The sequence below is a fragment of the Achromobacter sp. GbtcB20 genome, assembly GCF_019091095.1.
In the GTDB taxonomy this organism is placed as follows: domain Bacteria; phylum Pseudomonadota; class Gammaproteobacteria; order Burkholderiales; family Burkholderiaceae_B; genus Achromobacter; species Achromobacter mucicolens.
On the sequence record NZ_JAGXJZ010000002.1, the window covers coordinates 164,923 to 181,158 of the forward strand.

Consider the following 16,236-nt stretch of genomic DNA (forward strand, 5'->3'; position numbering starts at 1 on the left):
TCGGAATGCCGTCATGCAGCAACGGAATGTCCGTCCAACCCCTTCCAATGCGCCGTCTACGCGCCACCAAAATCGGTCAATGCAAAATGCCGCAGCGCGTCATTTTGAATAGCAGAAAAGGCAAGTGTTGCATTTACGCCGCGTCAAACAGGCAGCGCAGTGGTCGACATGATCTCTTTCAGTACGAAAAAGGTGCGAATTTGGCGTACGCCAGGCAGCTTGATGATCTCGCCCGCATGCAGCTTGTTGAATCTTTCCAGATCGCGGATGCGCAGCATCAGGAAGTAGTCGAATTCGCCTGCCACCAGGTGGCATTCCAGGCAGCCGCTGATGCTCTTGGCCGCTTCCTCGAAGTCGGTGAACGAGTCGGGTGTGGAACGGTCAAGCACCACGCCCACGATGACTAGCGTGGCCATGTCCACGTCGGCAGGTTCCAGCAGCGCGACCGTCTTTCGGATGATGCCTTCGCTTTTGAGCCGCTCGACGCGCCGCAGGCACGCCGCCGGACTGAGATGCACGCGCGCGCTCAGGTCCAGATTGGTGATCTGCGCGTCGTCCTGAAGAATGCGCAGGATCTGGCGGTCGATGCGGTCCAGCGTGAACACGGCGGCCATGGAATGCGTCCCTGAAAATTAAATTTGGTCGCGGTTTTTAATTTAGAAATATTAATTGCATAAACACCAATAAACGAAGTTTCGATTTGGCGGATTGAAAAAAAACGCAATTGACCCCTCAAGCCCATGATTTCTATGATTTTTGCGAACCCTGCCAAAAAGCGCAGGCCGCCCGAATCATCAGGAGCCACCATGGATCTGCAACGCTTTCCCCGTCATCGCCTGACCTTCGGCGATACCCCGATCGAAAAGCTGGACCGCCTTTCACAGCATCTGGGCGGCAAGGTCGAGATTTACGCCAAGCGCGAGGACTGCAACAGCGGCCTGGCATTCGGCGGCAACAAGCTGCGCAAGCTTGAATACCTGATCCCGCAGGCGCTGGAGCAAGGTTGCGACACGCTCGTCACCATCGGCGGCATCCAATCCAACCACACGCGCATGGTCGCGGCCGTGGCCGCCAAGCTGGGATTGGCCTGCGTGCTGGTGCAGGAAAACTGGGTGGATTATTCGGATGCGGTCTACGACCGCGTCGGCAACATCATGATGAGCCGCCTCATGGGCGCGGACGTGCGGCTGGTCGACCAGGGTTTCGACATCGGCTTTCGCCGCAGTTGGGAAGAGGCGCTTGAAGAAGTGAAACGCCGCGGCGGCAAGCCCTATGCGATTCCCGCGGGCGCGTCCGACCATGAGCTGGGCGGGCTGGGCTACGTGGGCTTTGCCGAAGAGGTGCGCCGCCAGGAAGCCGATCTGGGATTCAAGTTCGACTACATCGTCGTCTGCGCGGTCACGGGCAGCACGCAGGCCGGCATGGTCGTGGGCTTTGCCGCCGACGGCCGCGCCAACCGCGTCATCGGCATCGACTCCTCCGCCACGCCGGAGCAGACGCGCGCCCAGGTCCTGCGCATCGCGCGGCGCACCGCCGACCTCGTCGGACTGGAAAGACCCATCGAAGACAAGGACGTGGTGCTCGACACACGTTACGCCTATCCCGCGTATGGCCTGCCGTCAGCCGAAACCAACGATGCCATCCGTACCTGCGCCCGCCTGGAAGGCATGATGACCGACCCGGTGTACGAAGGGAAATCCATGCAGGGGATGATGGACATCATCCGCAAAGGCGAGATTCCCGCCGGTTCGAAGGTTCTGTATGCGCACCTGGGAGGGGTGCCGGCGATCAACGCCTACAGCTTTCTCTACCGCAACGGATAGCGGCGGCTTCGGCGTCATGGGGTGGCTTTGCGGGGACTTGCGGTGATGCCGAGCTCCCCATAGGGCAACCCAGGATGGCGCGGTAGGGACATTTGATGTACATACTTTGTATACACAAATCCACCCGCGAATCGTGTGTTGCCATGCCACGGTTTCGCGTTCCCCCGCCCGCCCATGCCCGCCTACGATTCCACCAAGCCCTACCCCCGCGACCTGGTCGGCTACGGCCGCAATCCACCTCACGCGCAATGGCCAGGCAACGCGCGGATTGCGGTGCAGTTCGTCCTGAATTACGAGGAAGGCGGCGAAAACAGCGTGCTGCATGGCGACGCCGGCTCCGAGCAATTCCTGTCCGAAATGTTCAGCCCCGCCAGCTATCCGGACCGGCATCTCAGCATGGAAGGCATCTATGAATACGGTTCGCGGGCGGGCGTGTGGCGCATCCTGCGGGAATTCGAAAAGCGCCAGCTGCCGCTGACGGTGTTCGGCGTCGGCATGGCGCTGCAACGCCATCCGGACCTGACCGCGGCGTTCGTGGAACTGGGGCATGAAATTGCCTGCCACGGCTGGCGCTGGATCCACTACCAGAATGTGGATGAAACCACCGAGCGCGAGCACATGCGCCTGGCTATCGACGCCATCACATCGCTGACCGGCACGCGGCCGCTGGGCTGGTACACCGGCCGCGACAGCCCCCGCACCCGCACGCTGGTCGCCGACGACGGTGGATTCGAGTACGACAGCGACTATTACGGCGACGACTTGCCCTTCTGGATGCAGGTGCGCAAATCGGATGGCGCCACGGCGCCGCAGCTCATCGTGCCTTACACGCTGGACTGCAACGACATGCGCTTCGCGCTGCCGCAGGGCTTTTCCCACGCAGATCCCTTTTTCCAGTACCTGAAGGACAGCTTCGACGCGTTGTATGCCGAAGGCGGCGAGGCGCCCAAGATGCTCAGCATCGGCATGCACTGCCGCCTCTTGGGCCGGCCCGGCCGCATCGTTGCCCTGCAGCGTTTCCTGGATCACATCGCGCGCCACGATCGCGTCTGGGTGTGCCGCCGGCTGGACATCGCGCGGCACTGGAAAACCACCCACCCCTACCTCTCCGACCGTTGAACAGGACGACCATGACCAACAATCTGAACGAGCCGAACGTCGAGCCGCGCCCGCACAGCCGCCACGGCGAAACCGGCATGGGCAGCGACATCTGGGACTGGCACGAGGCGCTCAGCGTCTACAGCGATCCGGGCTACGCCGAAAAAGGCCAGCTCACGGTCACCTACCTGACCGACGCGCACCGCGCCTGCGCCGCGCGCATCTCGCAATGGATGCGAGACTGCGGCTTTGACGAGGTCGGCATCGACGCCGTCGGCAATGTGGTGGGACGCTATCGCGCCGCCCAGTCCGGCGCGCCGGTCCTCATGACCGGCAGCCACTTCGACACGGTGCGCAACGCCGGCAAGTACGACGGCCGGCTTGGCATCTTCGTGCCCATGGCCTGCGTGCGCGCGCTGCATCGCGAGAACCGGCGCCTGCCGTTCGACATGGAGGTGATCGCCTTCGCCGAGGAAGAAGGCCAGCGCTACCGGGCCACGTTCCTGGGCTCGGGCGCGTTGATTGGCAGCTTCAATCCCGACTGGCTCGCGCAGAAGGATGCGGACGGCATCACCATGCGCGAGGCCATGATGCACGCGGGCCTGGACATCGACGGGATTGCCCGCCTGCGGCGCGATCCGGCCGATTACCTGGGCTTTGTCGAGGTGCACATCGAGCAGGGTCCGGTCCTGTATGAAATGGGGCTGCCGCTTGGCGTCGTCACGTCCATCAACGGCTGCGTGCGCCATCAGGTGCAGATCCTGGGCCTGGCCAGCCATGCCGGCACCACGCCCATGAACCGGCGGCGCGACGCGGCCGTCGCGGCCGCCGAGCTGGCGCTCTATGTTGAACGCCGCGCCGCCCGCGATGGCGATTCGGTCGGCACGGTAGGCATGTTCGAGGTGCCCAGCGGATCGATCAACGTCGTGCCGGGCGAGTGCCGCTTCAGCCTGGACCTGCGCGCTCCCAGCGATGTGCAGCGCGACGCGCTGGTCGATGACGTGCTGGCCGAGCTGGCCGCCATCTGCGCGCGGCGCGGTCTGCGCTATTCGATTGAAGAAACCATGCGCGCCGCCGCCGCGCCCAGCGATCCTCGCTGGCAGCAGCGCTGGGAGCGCGCGGTCGACGCGCTGGGCGTCCCCGTGCACCGCATGCCCAGCGGCGCCGGCCACGACGCCATGAAGCTGCACGAGATCATGCCGCAGGCGATGCTCTTCGTGCGCGGCCAGAACAACGGCATCAGCCACAACCCCCGCGAATCCACCACCAGCGACGATATCGAACTTGCCGCGCAAGCCATGCTGGGCTTGCTCGACGCGCTGGCCAACGAAACCTCGACATAATGCCATGACCGATTACGCCCGACTCGACGCCTGGGTGGACGCCCATTTCCACGAAGAAGTCCGCTTCCTGCAAGAACTGGTGCGCGTGCCCACCGACACGCCGCCCGGCAACAACGCCCCGCACGCCGAGCGCACCGCGCAACTGCTGCAGGATTTTGGCCTGCACGCCGAAGCGCACCCCGTGCCGGCCCAGGCCGTCGCGGACTACGGCATGCAGTCCATCACCAACCTCATCGTGCGCCGCGAATACGGCGGCGCAGGCCCGCGCATCGCGCTCAACGCGCACGGCGATGTGGTGCCGCCCGGCGACGGCTGGAAGCACGATCCCTACGGCGCCGAGATCGAGGACGGCTGCCTGTACGGCCGCGCCGCAGCCGTCAGCAAGAGCGACTTCGCCAGCTTCACGTTTGCGCTGCGGGCGCTGGAAGCCGTCGCCATGCCGTCGCGCGGTGCGGTGGAGCTGCACTTTACGTACGACGAGGAATTCGGCGGTCTGCTGGGTCCGGGCTGGCTCCTGGAGCAGGGATTGACCCGCCCCGACCTGATGATCGCGGCCGGCTTCAGCTATGAAGTCGTCACCGCGCACAACGGCTGCCTGCAGATGGAAGTGACGGTGCACGGCAAGATGGCCCACGCCGCCATCCCAAGCAGCGGCGTCGACGCCTTGCAAGGCGCCGTCGCGATTCTGAATGCGCTGTATGCGCAGAACGCGCATTACCAGGCGATCACGTCGCAGGTCCCGGGCATTTCGCATCCGTACCTGAACGTGGGGCGGATCGAAGGCGGCACAAACACGAACGTGGTCCCAGGCAAGGTCAGCTTCAAGCTGGACCGCCGCATGATTCCCGAAGAAAACGCCACAGAGGTCGAGGCCGACATCCGGCGCATCATCGAAGAAGCCGCGGCTTCATGTCCCGGTATCCGCGTCGAGATCAAGCGGCTGCTGCTGGCCAATTCGATGCGCCCGCTGCCCGGCGCGCAGCCGCTGGTGCAGGCCATCCAGCAACATGGGGAGGCCGTGTTCGGCGAACCCATCCCCGCGATGGGCACACCGCTCTACACCGACGTGCGCCTGTACGCCGAAGCCGGCATCCCCGGCGTGATCTACGGCGCGGGCCCGCGCACGGTGCTGGAATCGCACGCCAAGCGCAACGACGAGCGCATCAATCTGGAAGACCTGCGCCGCGCGACGAAGGTCATTGCACGCACGCTGGCGGATTTGCTGCACTAAGCCAGCCGCATCACCCGCCGCCAGAACAGCACGGCCACCATGACAAACACGGCCAGCCCGAGGTAGGACGCCATGCCGGCGAACGCCTCTCCCGCGATCGCCAGCGGCGCCTCGGAGCCCGTGCCGCCGATGATGGCCGCCATCAGCACGCCCACCAGGCTCTCGCCCACGATCAGGCCCGAGGCGATCAGCACGCCGCGGCGGTTGGCCGCCTCGGCGAAGCGGTCGTAGGGCTGGTTGGCGGCGGCGGCGCGGCGGCGCAGGGCGCGCTCAAGCAGCCAGGCGAGCAGCGCGCCCGCCACGATGGGCGCGGCGACGGTCGGCGGCAGGTAGATGCCGATGCCGACCGCCAGCACGGGAATGCGCGCCACCTTGCAGGTGCGCTTCATGATCTCGTCCACCACGATCAGCCCCACGCCCACCGCCATGCCGATCAGGATCATCGTCCAGTTCAGCTGATGGGTGAAGATGCCGCGCGTGATCGCCAGCATCAGCGTGGCCTGCGGCGCGGACAGCGCCTGCGAGGCGTCCATGCCCTCGCGCGGCATCGCGTCCGCAAACCCGTATGCGTTGTACAGCAGCTCCAGCACCGGCGAAATCACCGCCGCGCCCACGACGCAGCCGATCAGCAGCGCGACCTGCTGACGCCACGGGGTGGCCCCCACCAGCCAGCCGGTCTTCAGGTCCTGCAGGTTGTCGTTCGAAATCGACGCCACCGCCACCACGGCCGAGGTGCTGAAGATCGCCAGGGCAATCGCCATCTGCACGCCGTTTTCCAGCGCCATCAGCTCGCCGCCCACGCCCAGCATCAGCACGGACACCAGGACGATGGCGACGATGCCCACGCCGGAAATCGGGCTGGTCGACGACCCCACCAGGCCGGCCATGTAGCCGCAAGCCGCGGCCACCAGAAAACCGAACACAAAGGCGAAGAGGACCGCGTAGGCGACCAGCTTCCAGATGGCGCCGGCCGACAGCGGCGTGCCCGACAGGAACACCTGGAACGTGAAGACCAGGATTGCCACCAGCACCAGCGTCACGGCCGAGATCCAGCCCGCCGACAGGTCGCGTTCGGTGCGCGGCGCGGTGCCCGCTCGGGCCGCGCCCTCCTTGGTCAAGGCCGAAAACGAGGCCTTCACGCCGCGCGCCATCGGCACGAACAGCGTCGCCAGCGTCCAGATCGCGCCCACGCCGATCACGCCCGCGCCAATGAAGCGCACCTGCGAGGACCACAGCCCCGTGGCATAGGATGCCAGCGTCGCGCCCGCGGGCATGTCGCCCATGGCGGTCAGGATGGGCACCGCGATGCCCCACGCAATGACCAACCCCGTCAACATCGCCAGCCCGGCGACGATGCCGATCAGGTAGCCCGCACCCAGCAGCGCCAGCGAAAAGCCCATCGGCAGCCTGAACACGGCGCCGCCCAATGCAAACCAGCCGCTGACGCTGTCGCCCAGCACGCGCAGCCCGCTGGCGGCAAAGCTGACCACGGCCGCCGCGACGCCCCCGGCGACGATGTCGCCCATGCCGGTGGCGGCGGGTTTGGCCGACGCGTGCGCGCCGGTCTGCGGTGCGTCCTGCGCGCGCTCGGCGCTGCCCACCCGCAGAATCTCCGCCGCCGCCACGCCTTCCGGATACGGCAGGTTGCTCTGCACCACCATCACATGGCGCAGCGGAATCGTGAACATCACGCCCAGCATGCCGCCGGCCGCGCAGATGCCCAGCGTCTGCCAGAACGGGAAGCCCTGCCAGTGGCCCATCATGACCAGCGCCGGCAGGATAAAGATGATGGCCGACAGCGTGCCGGCCGCCGAGGCCTGCGTCTGCACCATGTTGTTTTCAAGGATGTTGGCGTCCTTGAACATGCGAAGGACCGACATCGAGATCACGGCCGCCGGAATGGCCGACGAGAACGTCAGGCCCACTTTGAGCCCCAGGAACACGTTCGAGGCGGTGAAGATGACGGTGATCAGCGCGCCGAGCAGGACGCCCCGGACGGTCAGCTCGGGCAGCGTGACCTCCGGCGGAACGCGGATGGGCTGGGTCATGGGTTTCTCCCTATTGATAGCCGCGCATTCTAGCGCCAGACCGTCCACCCCGTGGTCACCAGCGGTAAGCGCGATCGTGCAGTGGAACCTGCCGTGCCGCAGGATCCTGGCGAAAGATTATGCTGAAAGCGCCGGATTTCCTTGCGGAATTTGATGACTCATGCCTCGGGCATGGGTCTAGCATGAGCAGTAAAAACAGGAGACGACTCACCATGCTCGACCCTCGCCAGCCCCTTTCCGGATCGGCCCTCCAGGACGACGCCGACCCCGCCGAAACCGCCGAATGGCGCGAAGCGTTGCAGTCCCTGCTGCAGGCCGACGGGGCCGAGCGCGCGGGCTACGTGCTGGACAGCGTCCTGGGCCACGCCGCCTCGCTCGGGCTGCGCGCCAACAGCCAGACCCGCACGGCCTACCTGAATACCATTCCCGCCGACCAGGAACCGCCCTTCCCCGGCAACCTGGCCGTCGAAGAGCGCATCGCCCGCATCAACCGCTGGAACGCGCTGGCGATGGTGGTGCGCGCCAATCAGGCGCATGGCGAGCTGGGCGGCCACATCGCCAGCTACGCGTCGGCCGCCGACCTGTTCGAAGTCGGCTTCAACCATTTCTTTCGCGCCCGCACGGACGGCAACCCGGGCGACATCGTCTACATGCAGCCGCATTCGGCGCCCGGCGTCTACGCGCGCGCCTTCCTCGAAGGCTTTCTGGGCGAAGACGACCTGGCGCATTTCCGCCAGGAAATTACCGCCACCACGCGCGGCTTGCGCGGCCTGTCCTCGTACCCCCATCCGTGGCTGATGCCGGATTTCTGGCAGTTCCCCACCGGCTCGATGGGCATCGGCCCCATCAACGCCATCTACCAGGCGCGCTTCATGCGCTATCTGGAACATCGCTCGCTGGTGCCCGGCGCCGATCGCAAGGTGTGGGGCATCTTTGGCGACGGCGAAATGGACGAGCCCGAATCCATTGCGGCGCTCACGCTGGCCGCGCGCGAAAAGCTCGACAACCTGATCTTCGTCGTCAACTGCAACCTGCAGCGCCTGGACGGCCCGGTGCGCGGCAACGGCCGCATCATCGACGAACTCGAAACCCTGTATGCCGGCGCGGGCTGGAACGTCATCAAGCTCGTCTGGGGCAGCGACTGGGACGCGCTGCTGCGCCGGGACACCGGCGGCGCGCTCGCCCGCGCCTTCGCCAACACCGTGGACGGCCAGTTCCAGACCTTCGCGGCCAACGATGGCGCGTTCAACCGCGCCCATTTCTTCAACCAGAATCCTGAGCTGGCGGCGCTGGTGGCCGACTGGTCCGACGACGCCATCGACCGCCTGCACCGGGGCGGCCATGACATGGTGAAGATCCACGCCGCCTACCACCGCGCCGCGAACCATCGCGGCCAGCCCACCGTCATCCTCGCGCAGACCAAGAAGGGGTTTGGCATGGGGACGGCCGGCCAGGGCAAGATGACCACCCATCAGCAAAAGAAGCTGGACGACGAAGCGCTGCTCGCGTTCCGCGACCGCTTCGCGCTGCCGATTTCCGACGCCGACTGCCTGGCGCTCAAGTTCTACCGCCCCGCCGACGACAGCGCCGAAATGCGCCATCTGCAGGCGCGCCGCGCCGCGCTGGGCGGCTATATCCCGCGCCGCAACGCCGAGGCCCCGCGGCTCGCGCCCCCGGACGCCGACCAATGGGCGCGCTTTGCGCTGGCGGCCGACGGCAAGGAGATGTCGTCCACGATGGCCATCGTGCGCATGCTGACCGCGCTGCTCAAGGACGCCACCGTGGGCCCGCGCATCGTGCCCATCGTCGCGGACGAGGCGCGCACCTTCGGCATGGCCAACCTGTTCCGGCAGATCGGCATCTATTCCGCGCAAGGCCAGCTCTATGAACCCGAGGACATCGGCTCGGTGCTGTATTACCGCGAGGCGCGCGACGGCCAGATCCTGGAAGAAGGCATCACCGAGGCCGGCGCCATCTCGTCCTGGACGGCGGCCGGCACCAGTTACTCGGTCAACGGCCTGCCGATGCTGCCGTTCTATATCTATTACTCGATGTTCGGATTCCAGCGCATCGGGGACCTGATCTGGGCAGCCGCCGACCAGCGCGCCCGGGGCTTTCTGATCGGCGCCACGTCGGGCCGCACGACACTGGGCGGCGAAGGCCTGCAGCACCAGGACGGCTCCAGCCACATCATGGCCGCCACCGTGCCCAATTGCCGCGCGTATGACCCGGCCTACGCCTTTGAGGTCGCCGTCATCGTCGAACATGGCATGCGGCGCATGCTGGACGAGCAACGCGATGAATTCTTCTACCTGACCGTCACGAACGAGAACCTGGCGCAGCCCGACATGCCCCGGGATCCCGCGACGCGCGAAGGCATCCTGCGCGGCCTGTACCGGCTGCGGCCCGCGCGCGGCAAGGCGCAGGTCCGCCTGCTGGGCGCCGGCCCCATGCTGCGCGAAGCCGAGCTGGCTGCCGCGCGCCTGCAGGACGAATTCGGCGTGGATGCGGAAGTCTGGAGCGTGACCAGCTTTTCGGAGCTGGCCCGCAGCGGCCGCCAGGCCGAGCGCGCACGCGTGCTGGGCCTGGAAGCGCCACAGGACCAGGACTGGGTGCACACCTGCCTCGCCGACAGCGACGCCCCGGTGATCGCGGCCAGCGACTACGTGCGCGCCGTGCCCGAACAGATTCGCGCCTACGTAAAAGCGCCCTACCGCACGTTGGGCACGGACGGTTTCGGGCGCAGCGACACGCGGGCGCGCTTGCGCGATTTCTTCGAGGTCGGCGCCGACTGGATCGTGCTGCATGCGCTGGACAGCCTGGACAGGCAGGACGATGCGCGCACCTTGCGCCGCGCCTTGAACGCCGGCAGCCGCCAGGCGCCACCGTGGGAAATCTAGGGTCTCATCCATTTCACCTCGTCCATCGGGGCGGCGCCGCGCACGCGTTTGCTTGATCAAAAGCGAACGCTCGCTGCACTGCAGCAACCAAGCACCCGCGCTTTCTGGTGAAATACGGGTGTTCCCTAAGCATTTCGCGATGAATACGGCGGGCCGCGAGCCCGCTTTTTGCATCCCTGTTTTTTTCCGTTAGCCCTTTCAGGCCCCGATCCCATGGACGAAACTCTCACCAAACTGGCGTTGGACTACCACGCCTATCCCACTCCCGGCAAAATCTCGGTCACCCCGACCAAGACCCTGGCCAACCAGGACGACCTGTCCCTGGCCTACTCCCCCGGCGTGGCTGCGGCTTGCATGGCCATTTTCGACCAGGGCGACGACGCCGCCTCCAAGTACACGTCGCGCGGCAACCTCGTGGGCGTGATCACCAACGGCACCGCCGTGCTGGGCCTGGGCAACATCGGTCCGCTGGCCGCCAAGCCCGTGATGGAAGGCAAGGGTTGCCTGTTCAAGAAATTCGCCGGCATCGACGTATTCGACATCGAACTCGCTGAAAACGATCCGGACAAGCTGGTGGACATCATTGCCGCGCTCGAGCCCACGCTGGGCGGCGTCAACCTTGAAGACATCAAGGCGCCCGAGTGCTTCTACATCGAAAAGAAGCTGCGCGAGCGCATGAAGATCCCCGTCTTCCACGACGACCAGCACGGCACCGCCATCATCTCGTCGGCCGCCATCCTGAATGGCCTGAAGGTCGTGAACAAGGACATCGGCTCGGTCAAGCTGGCCTGCTCCGGCGCCGGCGCCGCGGCCATCGCCTGCCTGGACCTGCTGGTTCACCTGGGCATCAAGCGCGAAAACATCTTCGTGGTCGACTCGCGCGGCGTCATCTGGGACGGCCGCGACGAGAACATGGAAGCCAACAAGAAGCGCTACGCGCAAAAGACCGACGCGCGCACGCTGGCCGACGTGGTCAATGGCGCCGACGTGTTCCTGGGCTGCTCGACCGCTGGCGTGCTGACCGCCGACATGGTCAAGACCATGGCCGACCGTCCGCTGATCCTGGCCCTGGCCAACCCGGAACCCGAAATCCGCCCCGAAATCGCCAAGGCCGCGCGCCCCGACTGCATCATCGCGACGGGCCGTTCGGACTACCCGAACCAGGTCAACAACGTCCTGTGCTTCCCCTTCATCTTCCGCGGCGCCATGGATGCCGGCGCTTCGCGCATCACCGAGGAAATGAAGCTGGCGTGCGTCAAGGCCATCGCCGACCTCGCCCAGGCCGAGCAGAACGATGAAGTGGCCCGCGCCTACGCTGGCCAGGAACTGTCGTTCGGTCCCGAGTACATCATCCCCAAGCCGTTCGACCCGCGCCTGATCGTCCAGATCGCGCCGGCCGTCGCGCAGGCCGCCGCCGACTCCGGCGTTGCCGCCCGTCCCATCGAGGACATCGAGGCCTACCGCCAGAAGCTGATGGGCTTCGTGTACCACTCGGGCCAACTGATGCGCCCGCTGTTCGCCCAGGCCAAGAAGGCGCCCAAGCGCGTCATCTACGCCGACGGCGAAGACGAGCGCGTGCTGCGCGCCGTGCAGACGGTTGCCGACGAGAAGCTGGCGTTCCCGATCCTGATCGGCCGTCCCGCCGTCATCGAAATGCGCATCCAGAAGGCCGGCCTGCGCCTCATCGCCGGTCAGCACTTCGAGATCGTGGATCCCGAAGACGACAGCCGCTTCAACGAAACCTGGAACGCGTACTACCAGTTGAAGGGCCGTGAAGGCGTGACGCCGGCCATCGCCAAGGCGATGATCCGCAAGCACAACACGCTGATCGGCGCGATGCTGCTGCGCCGTGGCGATGCCGACGCACTGCTGTGCGGCGTGGCCAGCAAGTACGACAACCAGCTCAAGTACATCGACGAAATCATCGGCAAGAAGGAAGGCCAGACCTACGCCGCCCTGAACGTGCTGATGCTGCCCGACCAGACGCTGTTCGTCACCGACACCCACGTCAACGAAAACCCGACGGCCGAGGAAGTCGCCAGCATCACGATCCAGGCCGCCGACGAAATGCTGCGTTTCGGCGTGGTGCCCAAGATCGCGCTGCTGTCGCACTCGAACTTCGGCAGCCGCATCACGGAATCGTCGCGCAAGATGGCCGCCGCGCGCCAGATCGTGCAAGACCGTGCCCCTGACCTGGAAGTCGACGGCGAAATGCACGCCGACGCCGCCCTGTCCGAAAAGATCCGCGTCCTGGCCTACCCGGACAGCACGCTGAAGGGCCCGGCCAACCTTCTGGTCATGCCCAATCTGGACACCGGCAACATCACGTACAACATGCTGAAGATGACCGGCAGCAATGGCGTCGCGATGGGTCCGATCCTGCTGGGCGCCGCGCGTCCCGTGCATATCCTGACCACCAGCGCCACCGTGCGCCGCATCGTCAACATGACGGCCCTGGCCGTGGTGGATGCGCAGCAGGAAGCCGCGGAAGAAGCCAAGAAGCGCCGCCGCTGATCGCACCCTCTGGCTGCACGCTCACGGGCGCCCCTCAAACGGGGCGCCCGTTTTCTTTTTTGGATGGTAAAACCTAGCTTGACCTTTACCTGGAGACGACATGCTGGCCGATGCAATGTATGCCTGGTTCCACTACCTGGCGATCTTCGTTCTGGTGGTGGTGCTCACCGCCGAAGCCGTATTGCTGCGGCCCGACCTGACGCCCGCCGGCGTCAAGCGCCTCATCATCTACGACCGCCTCTATGGCGCGAGCGCAGTCCTCGTCCTCGTCACCGGGGTGCTGCGGCTGACCGCCGGCGCCAAGGGCGCCGCGTTCTACATGGGCAATCCCTGGTTCCACGCCAAGATTTCGCTCTTTGTCGTCATCGCGCTCTGTTCCATTCCGCCCACGCTGACCTTCCTGCGCTGGGCAAAACAACGGCGCCAGGAACCAGAGTTCGTCCCGGCCCTGCCCGAGATCAAGCGCGCGCGCCGCTGGGTGATGATCGCTTCGCACCTGTTCATCTTCCTGCCGCTCTTCGCGGTGCTGATGGCGCGCGGCATCGGCTACTGATGCCTGCGGCTATGGGCAGCGGGCGCGCGCCGGGCGCGCCGGCTCCTTGCCATCGACGACGAACGTGTCAAAGCGGAACACACCCGCCGCTTCGTTGCTGACGATCTTGATGAACTCGCCTTGCGGCGCATGCATCACGGACATGCCTTCGGGCACGTCCTCGTGGCCGGGCCGAACCGCGGCCTGCCCGTTCCAAGGACTGAAGACGAGGACGCCCGGGTACGGTTCACGATCCTCCTCCGCGCCCCGCCGCGCGGTCTTGAACTGTGTGCCAGCGGGGTACGTCAGGCCGCCGAACTGCGTGCGGCACGCCAGCTCCGCGTCCGTGACGCGCAATACGTTGCGCGACGCATCCAGATAGAGCGTGGGCCGGCTGAGAAACAGCCCGAACAGCGGCACGGCCGCCTCGCTCTCCACCTCAAGCCGCCAGCGGTCGGCGTCCCGCGAACCATCCGTGTAGACCGTGCCGCTCGATCCGCGCAACGCCGTGCCTGCCGCGATGGCCAGGCCCGCGGCCTCGTTGCCCGGCGCCAGCACGCATTGTTCGAACGCCTTCATGGCGCCGTCCGGTTTGACGGCGAACTCGATGTCGTGCGCGCCGTCGCACGCCCAACCTTGCACGGTCTGCACGCCCGCGCCCCGCAGGATGACCGTGCGCGGGTGCCGGCCAAGCGTGGCATAGGTTTGCGCTTCGTACTCGGTATCCAGGTAGCGCCGGGCCGACGTTGCCTGAACGCCCAGCATGGGCACCGCTTGCGGAAAACTGGCTTCGACGTAGGTGTCGAGCTTGCCCTCGTCCTGCAGCGTCAGGCGCGTGCCGGCGGGCATAACCACGTCCCCGACCGTTGCCGACTCCTGCAATGTGACGCGCAGCGCCGCCTGCTTGCGATCGATGTCCCGGCCCACCTGCCACATCACCGCGTGGAACCACGCATAGAAGCTGAACGGCGCGGCCAGCGCCAGGCAAAGCACGAGGGACGTCTTCCAGTACTTGCGGACGGTGCGCCGGGCGCGGCCGCTGATGGCCAGGGCGATGCCCCAGCCCAACAACAACAGGCCGGCGAAGAAGCCGGCCGTGAGCAGAATGAAAAAACTGGCGCTGGGAAGTGCTATCGGAATCATGGCGGTGATGCTATCCGCAAAATTACTCACTAGCTAATTATCAGAATTTTATTAAAGACACCACTTCTCGGACCGACTGTAATCACACATGTCGCCGAGAAGTACGCCATAAACCTCTGAAAAGCACCGTCGGCGCATTGCATTTCAGCCAATTTGATAGACATCAACTTATGAAATCCAAAGTAATCATCGCGCTGGCCATCGGCGCCCTCGCTTCCACGTCGCAGCTGGCCTTTGCCTCGGACGGCACGATCAATTTCACGGGCGCCATATCCGCCAACACGTGCACCATCGATGGCAACGGCACCGGCAGCAAGAACTTCAACGTGCTCATGCCCACGGTCGGCGTCGATTCACTGACGGCCGCGGGCCAAACGGCCGGCACCACACCCTTCACCATCCGCCTGACCGCATGCACCCCGGGTACGGGCATGGTCCACACCCTGTTCGAACCCGGCGCCAACGGCAATGCCGCCACCGGCAACCTGACGATCGCCGCAGGGGGGGCCGCCAACGTCGAGATCCGCCTCCTGAATGGCGACGCGACGCCCATCAGCGTCACCGTCGCCGACGAGGCCCAGAACTCCAAGGCCGTCTCCCTGGCCAACGGCGAGGCCACGCTTCATTACCAGGCTCAGTATTTCGCGCTCGGCCAGGCAGGCGCGGGCAACGTGAACGCCACTGCCAAATACACCATCATTTATCAATAAGCCGCCCGGCTTGGCCTTGCGCTCGTTTGCAGCCGCCCGGATCAGTAGTCAAGCCCCCATTTACAGTCCGAGGAAACCGATGAACCCATTCAACGTAGCTCTTGCAGCCGGTGCATTGGCAGGCTGTATCTTCGCCGCCGCGCCGGCGACCGCATCCGTCGTCATTGGCAGCACCCGAATCGTCTATGAGGCCGGCCAGGCGGAAGTCAACGTCAAGCTCAAGAACGAGGGCGACCAGCCCGCGCTCACCCAGACCTGGATCGACACGGGCGACGCCAAGGCGGCGCCGGGGTCCATCCAGGTGCCCTTTATCGTGACCCCGCCCGTGTCCCGCATCGACCAGGGCAAGGGCCAGACCCTGCGCCTGATGCACACGGGCGAACCGATGCCTCAGGACAAGGAGTCCGTGTTCTGGCTCAACGTGTTGGAAATCCCGCCCAAGGACAAGGCCAATCAGAACCTCTTGCAGATGGCGTTCCGGTCGCGAATCAAGCTGTTCTACCGGCCCAAGGACCTCAAGGGCAAAGCCGAAGACGCACCCGCGCAGGTCAGCTGGCGCCTGGTCAAGTCCGGCAACCGCACCGCAATCGAAGCCACAAACCCCACGCCGTATCACATCACCTTCATCGAAATCAATGTGGCAAGCAACGGCAAGCGCGCCAAGTTCACCGACGGGGACATGCTGGCCCCGGGCGAAAAAAAGGTCCTTCCCCTTGTGGGCGACGTGGTCCAGGGCGCAGACGCCGAAGTCACGTACCGCTTCCTGAATGACCACGGCGGCGCAGTCAAAGGCACACGCGCCCTCAGCCCCGCCTAGCGCGGCATCAGCATGACCGGCCCGCACTGACCGGCCGGCGGTCCGCTTACCAAACCACCACCCGACGCCTGCAGGGG

At 65.6% G+C, this 16,236-nt stretch carries 11 protein-coding genes and 1 pseudogene; 9 read left to right on the plus strand and 3 right to left on the minus strand.

All coding sequences use genetic code 11. From position 1 onward, the window contains the following. Positions 1-143: 143 nt before the first annotated feature. Positions 144-614 carry an Lrp/AsnC family transcriptional regulator gene (locus KVT32_RS03555; RefSeq protein ID WP_217617715.1) on the minus strand — a complete coding sequence of 157 codons (471 nt, stop codon included), beginning with the start codon at positions 612-614 and terminating at the stop codon, positions 144-146. Between the two features lie 192 nt (positions 615-806). Here KVT32_RS03555 and KVT32_RS03560 point away from each other — a divergent pair, with 192 nt between their 5' ends. The 4 genes and pseudogenes from KVT32_RS03560 to KVT32_RS03575 all read left to right on the plus strand — a co-directional run bounded on the left by KVT32_RS03560 (position 807) and on the right by KVT32_RS03575 (position 5,495). Continuing rightward, on the plus strand, positions 807-1,823 hold the full coding sequence (locus KVT32_RS03560; RefSeq protein ID WP_217617716.1) for a 1-aminocyclopropane-1-carboxylate deaminase: 1,017 nt from the start codon (positions 807-809) through the stop codon (positions 1,821-1,823). Between the two features lie 174 nt (positions 1,824-1,997). Next, entirely contained in the window at positions 1,998-2,942 is a 945-nt protein-coding gene (gene puuE, locus KVT32_RS03565; RefSeq protein ID WP_217617717.1) for an allantoinase PuuE, read from the plus strand. Further along, positions 2,906-4,264: pseudogene (locus tag KVT32_RS03570) on the plus strand (hydantoinase/carbamoylase family amidase); the annotation flags it as partial. The gene puuE and the pseudogene KVT32_RS03570, both read left to right, overlap by 37 nt. Before the next feature lie 4 nt (positions 4,265-4,268). Continuing rightward, positions 4,269-5,495 carry a M20/M25/M40 family metallo-hydrolase gene (locus KVT32_RS03575; protein WP_217617718.1) on the plus strand — a complete coding sequence of 409 codons (1,227 nt, stop codon included), beginning with the start codon at positions 4,269-4,271 and terminating at the stop codon, positions 5,493-5,495. On the opposite strand, the gene KVT32_RS03580 is transcribed toward KVT32_RS03575, so the two are convergent. Continuing rightward, complete coding sequence (locus KVT32_RS03580; protein ID WP_152383736.1) at positions 5,492-7,543, minus strand: OPT family oligopeptide transporter; 2,052 nt, start codon at positions 7,541-7,543, stop codon at positions 5,492-5,494. The genes KVT32_RS03575 and KVT32_RS03580 overlap by 4 nt on opposite strands. A 212-nt stretch (positions 7,544-7,755) precedes the next feature. Here KVT32_RS03580 and mdeB point away from each other — a divergent pair, with 212 nt between their 5' ends. The 3 genes from mdeB (at position 7,756) to KVT32_RS03595 (ending at position 13,510) form a co-directional block, all read left to right on the plus strand. After that, on the plus strand, positions 7,756-10,443 hold the full coding sequence (gene mdeB, locus KVT32_RS03585; protein ID WP_217617719.1) for an alpha-ketoglutarate dehydrogenase: 2,688 nt from the start codon (positions 7,756-7,758) through the stop codon (positions 10,441-10,443). Positions 10,444-10,656: 213 nt separating this feature from the next. Beyond that, positions 10,657-12,957: an NADP-dependent malic enzyme gene (locus KVT32_RS03590; RefSeq protein WP_217617720.1), complete on the plus strand. Its 2,301-nt coding sequence runs from the start codon at positions 10,657-10,659 to the stop codon at positions 12,955-12,957. A gap of 100 nt (positions 12,958-13,057) precedes the next feature. Next, positions 13,058-13,510 (plus strand): DUF2214 family protein, encoded by a 453-nt coding sequence (locus KVT32_RS03595; protein ID WP_217617721.1) that lies wholly within the window; start codon positions 13,058-13,060, stop codon positions 13,508-13,510. A 9-nt stretch (positions 13,511-13,519) separates the two neighbouring features. Here KVT32_RS03595 and KVT32_RS03600 read toward each other — a convergent pair whose 3' ends face one another. Beyond that, complete coding sequence (locus KVT32_RS03600) at positions 13,520-14,632, minus strand: hypothetical protein (RefSeq protein ID WP_217617722.1); 1,113 nt, start codon at positions 14,630-14,632, stop codon at positions 13,520-13,522. A gap of 170 nt (positions 14,633-14,802) precedes the next feature. On the opposite strand from KVT32_RS03600, the gene KVT32_RS03605 reads away from it, so the two are divergent. After that, complete coding sequence (locus KVT32_RS03605) at positions 14,803-15,342, plus strand: fimbrial protein (protein ID WP_063952709.1); 540 nt, start codon at positions 14,803-14,805, stop codon at positions 15,340-15,342. 79 nt (positions 15,343-15,421) lie between these two features. Next, positions 15,422-16,159 carry a fimbria/pilus periplasmic chaperone gene (locus tag KVT32_RS03610; protein ID WP_152383732.1) on the plus strand — a complete coding sequence of 246 codons (738 nt, stop codon included), beginning with the start codon at positions 15,422-15,424 and terminating at the stop codon, positions 16,157-16,159. Positions 16,160-16,236: the final 77 nt, after the last annotated feature.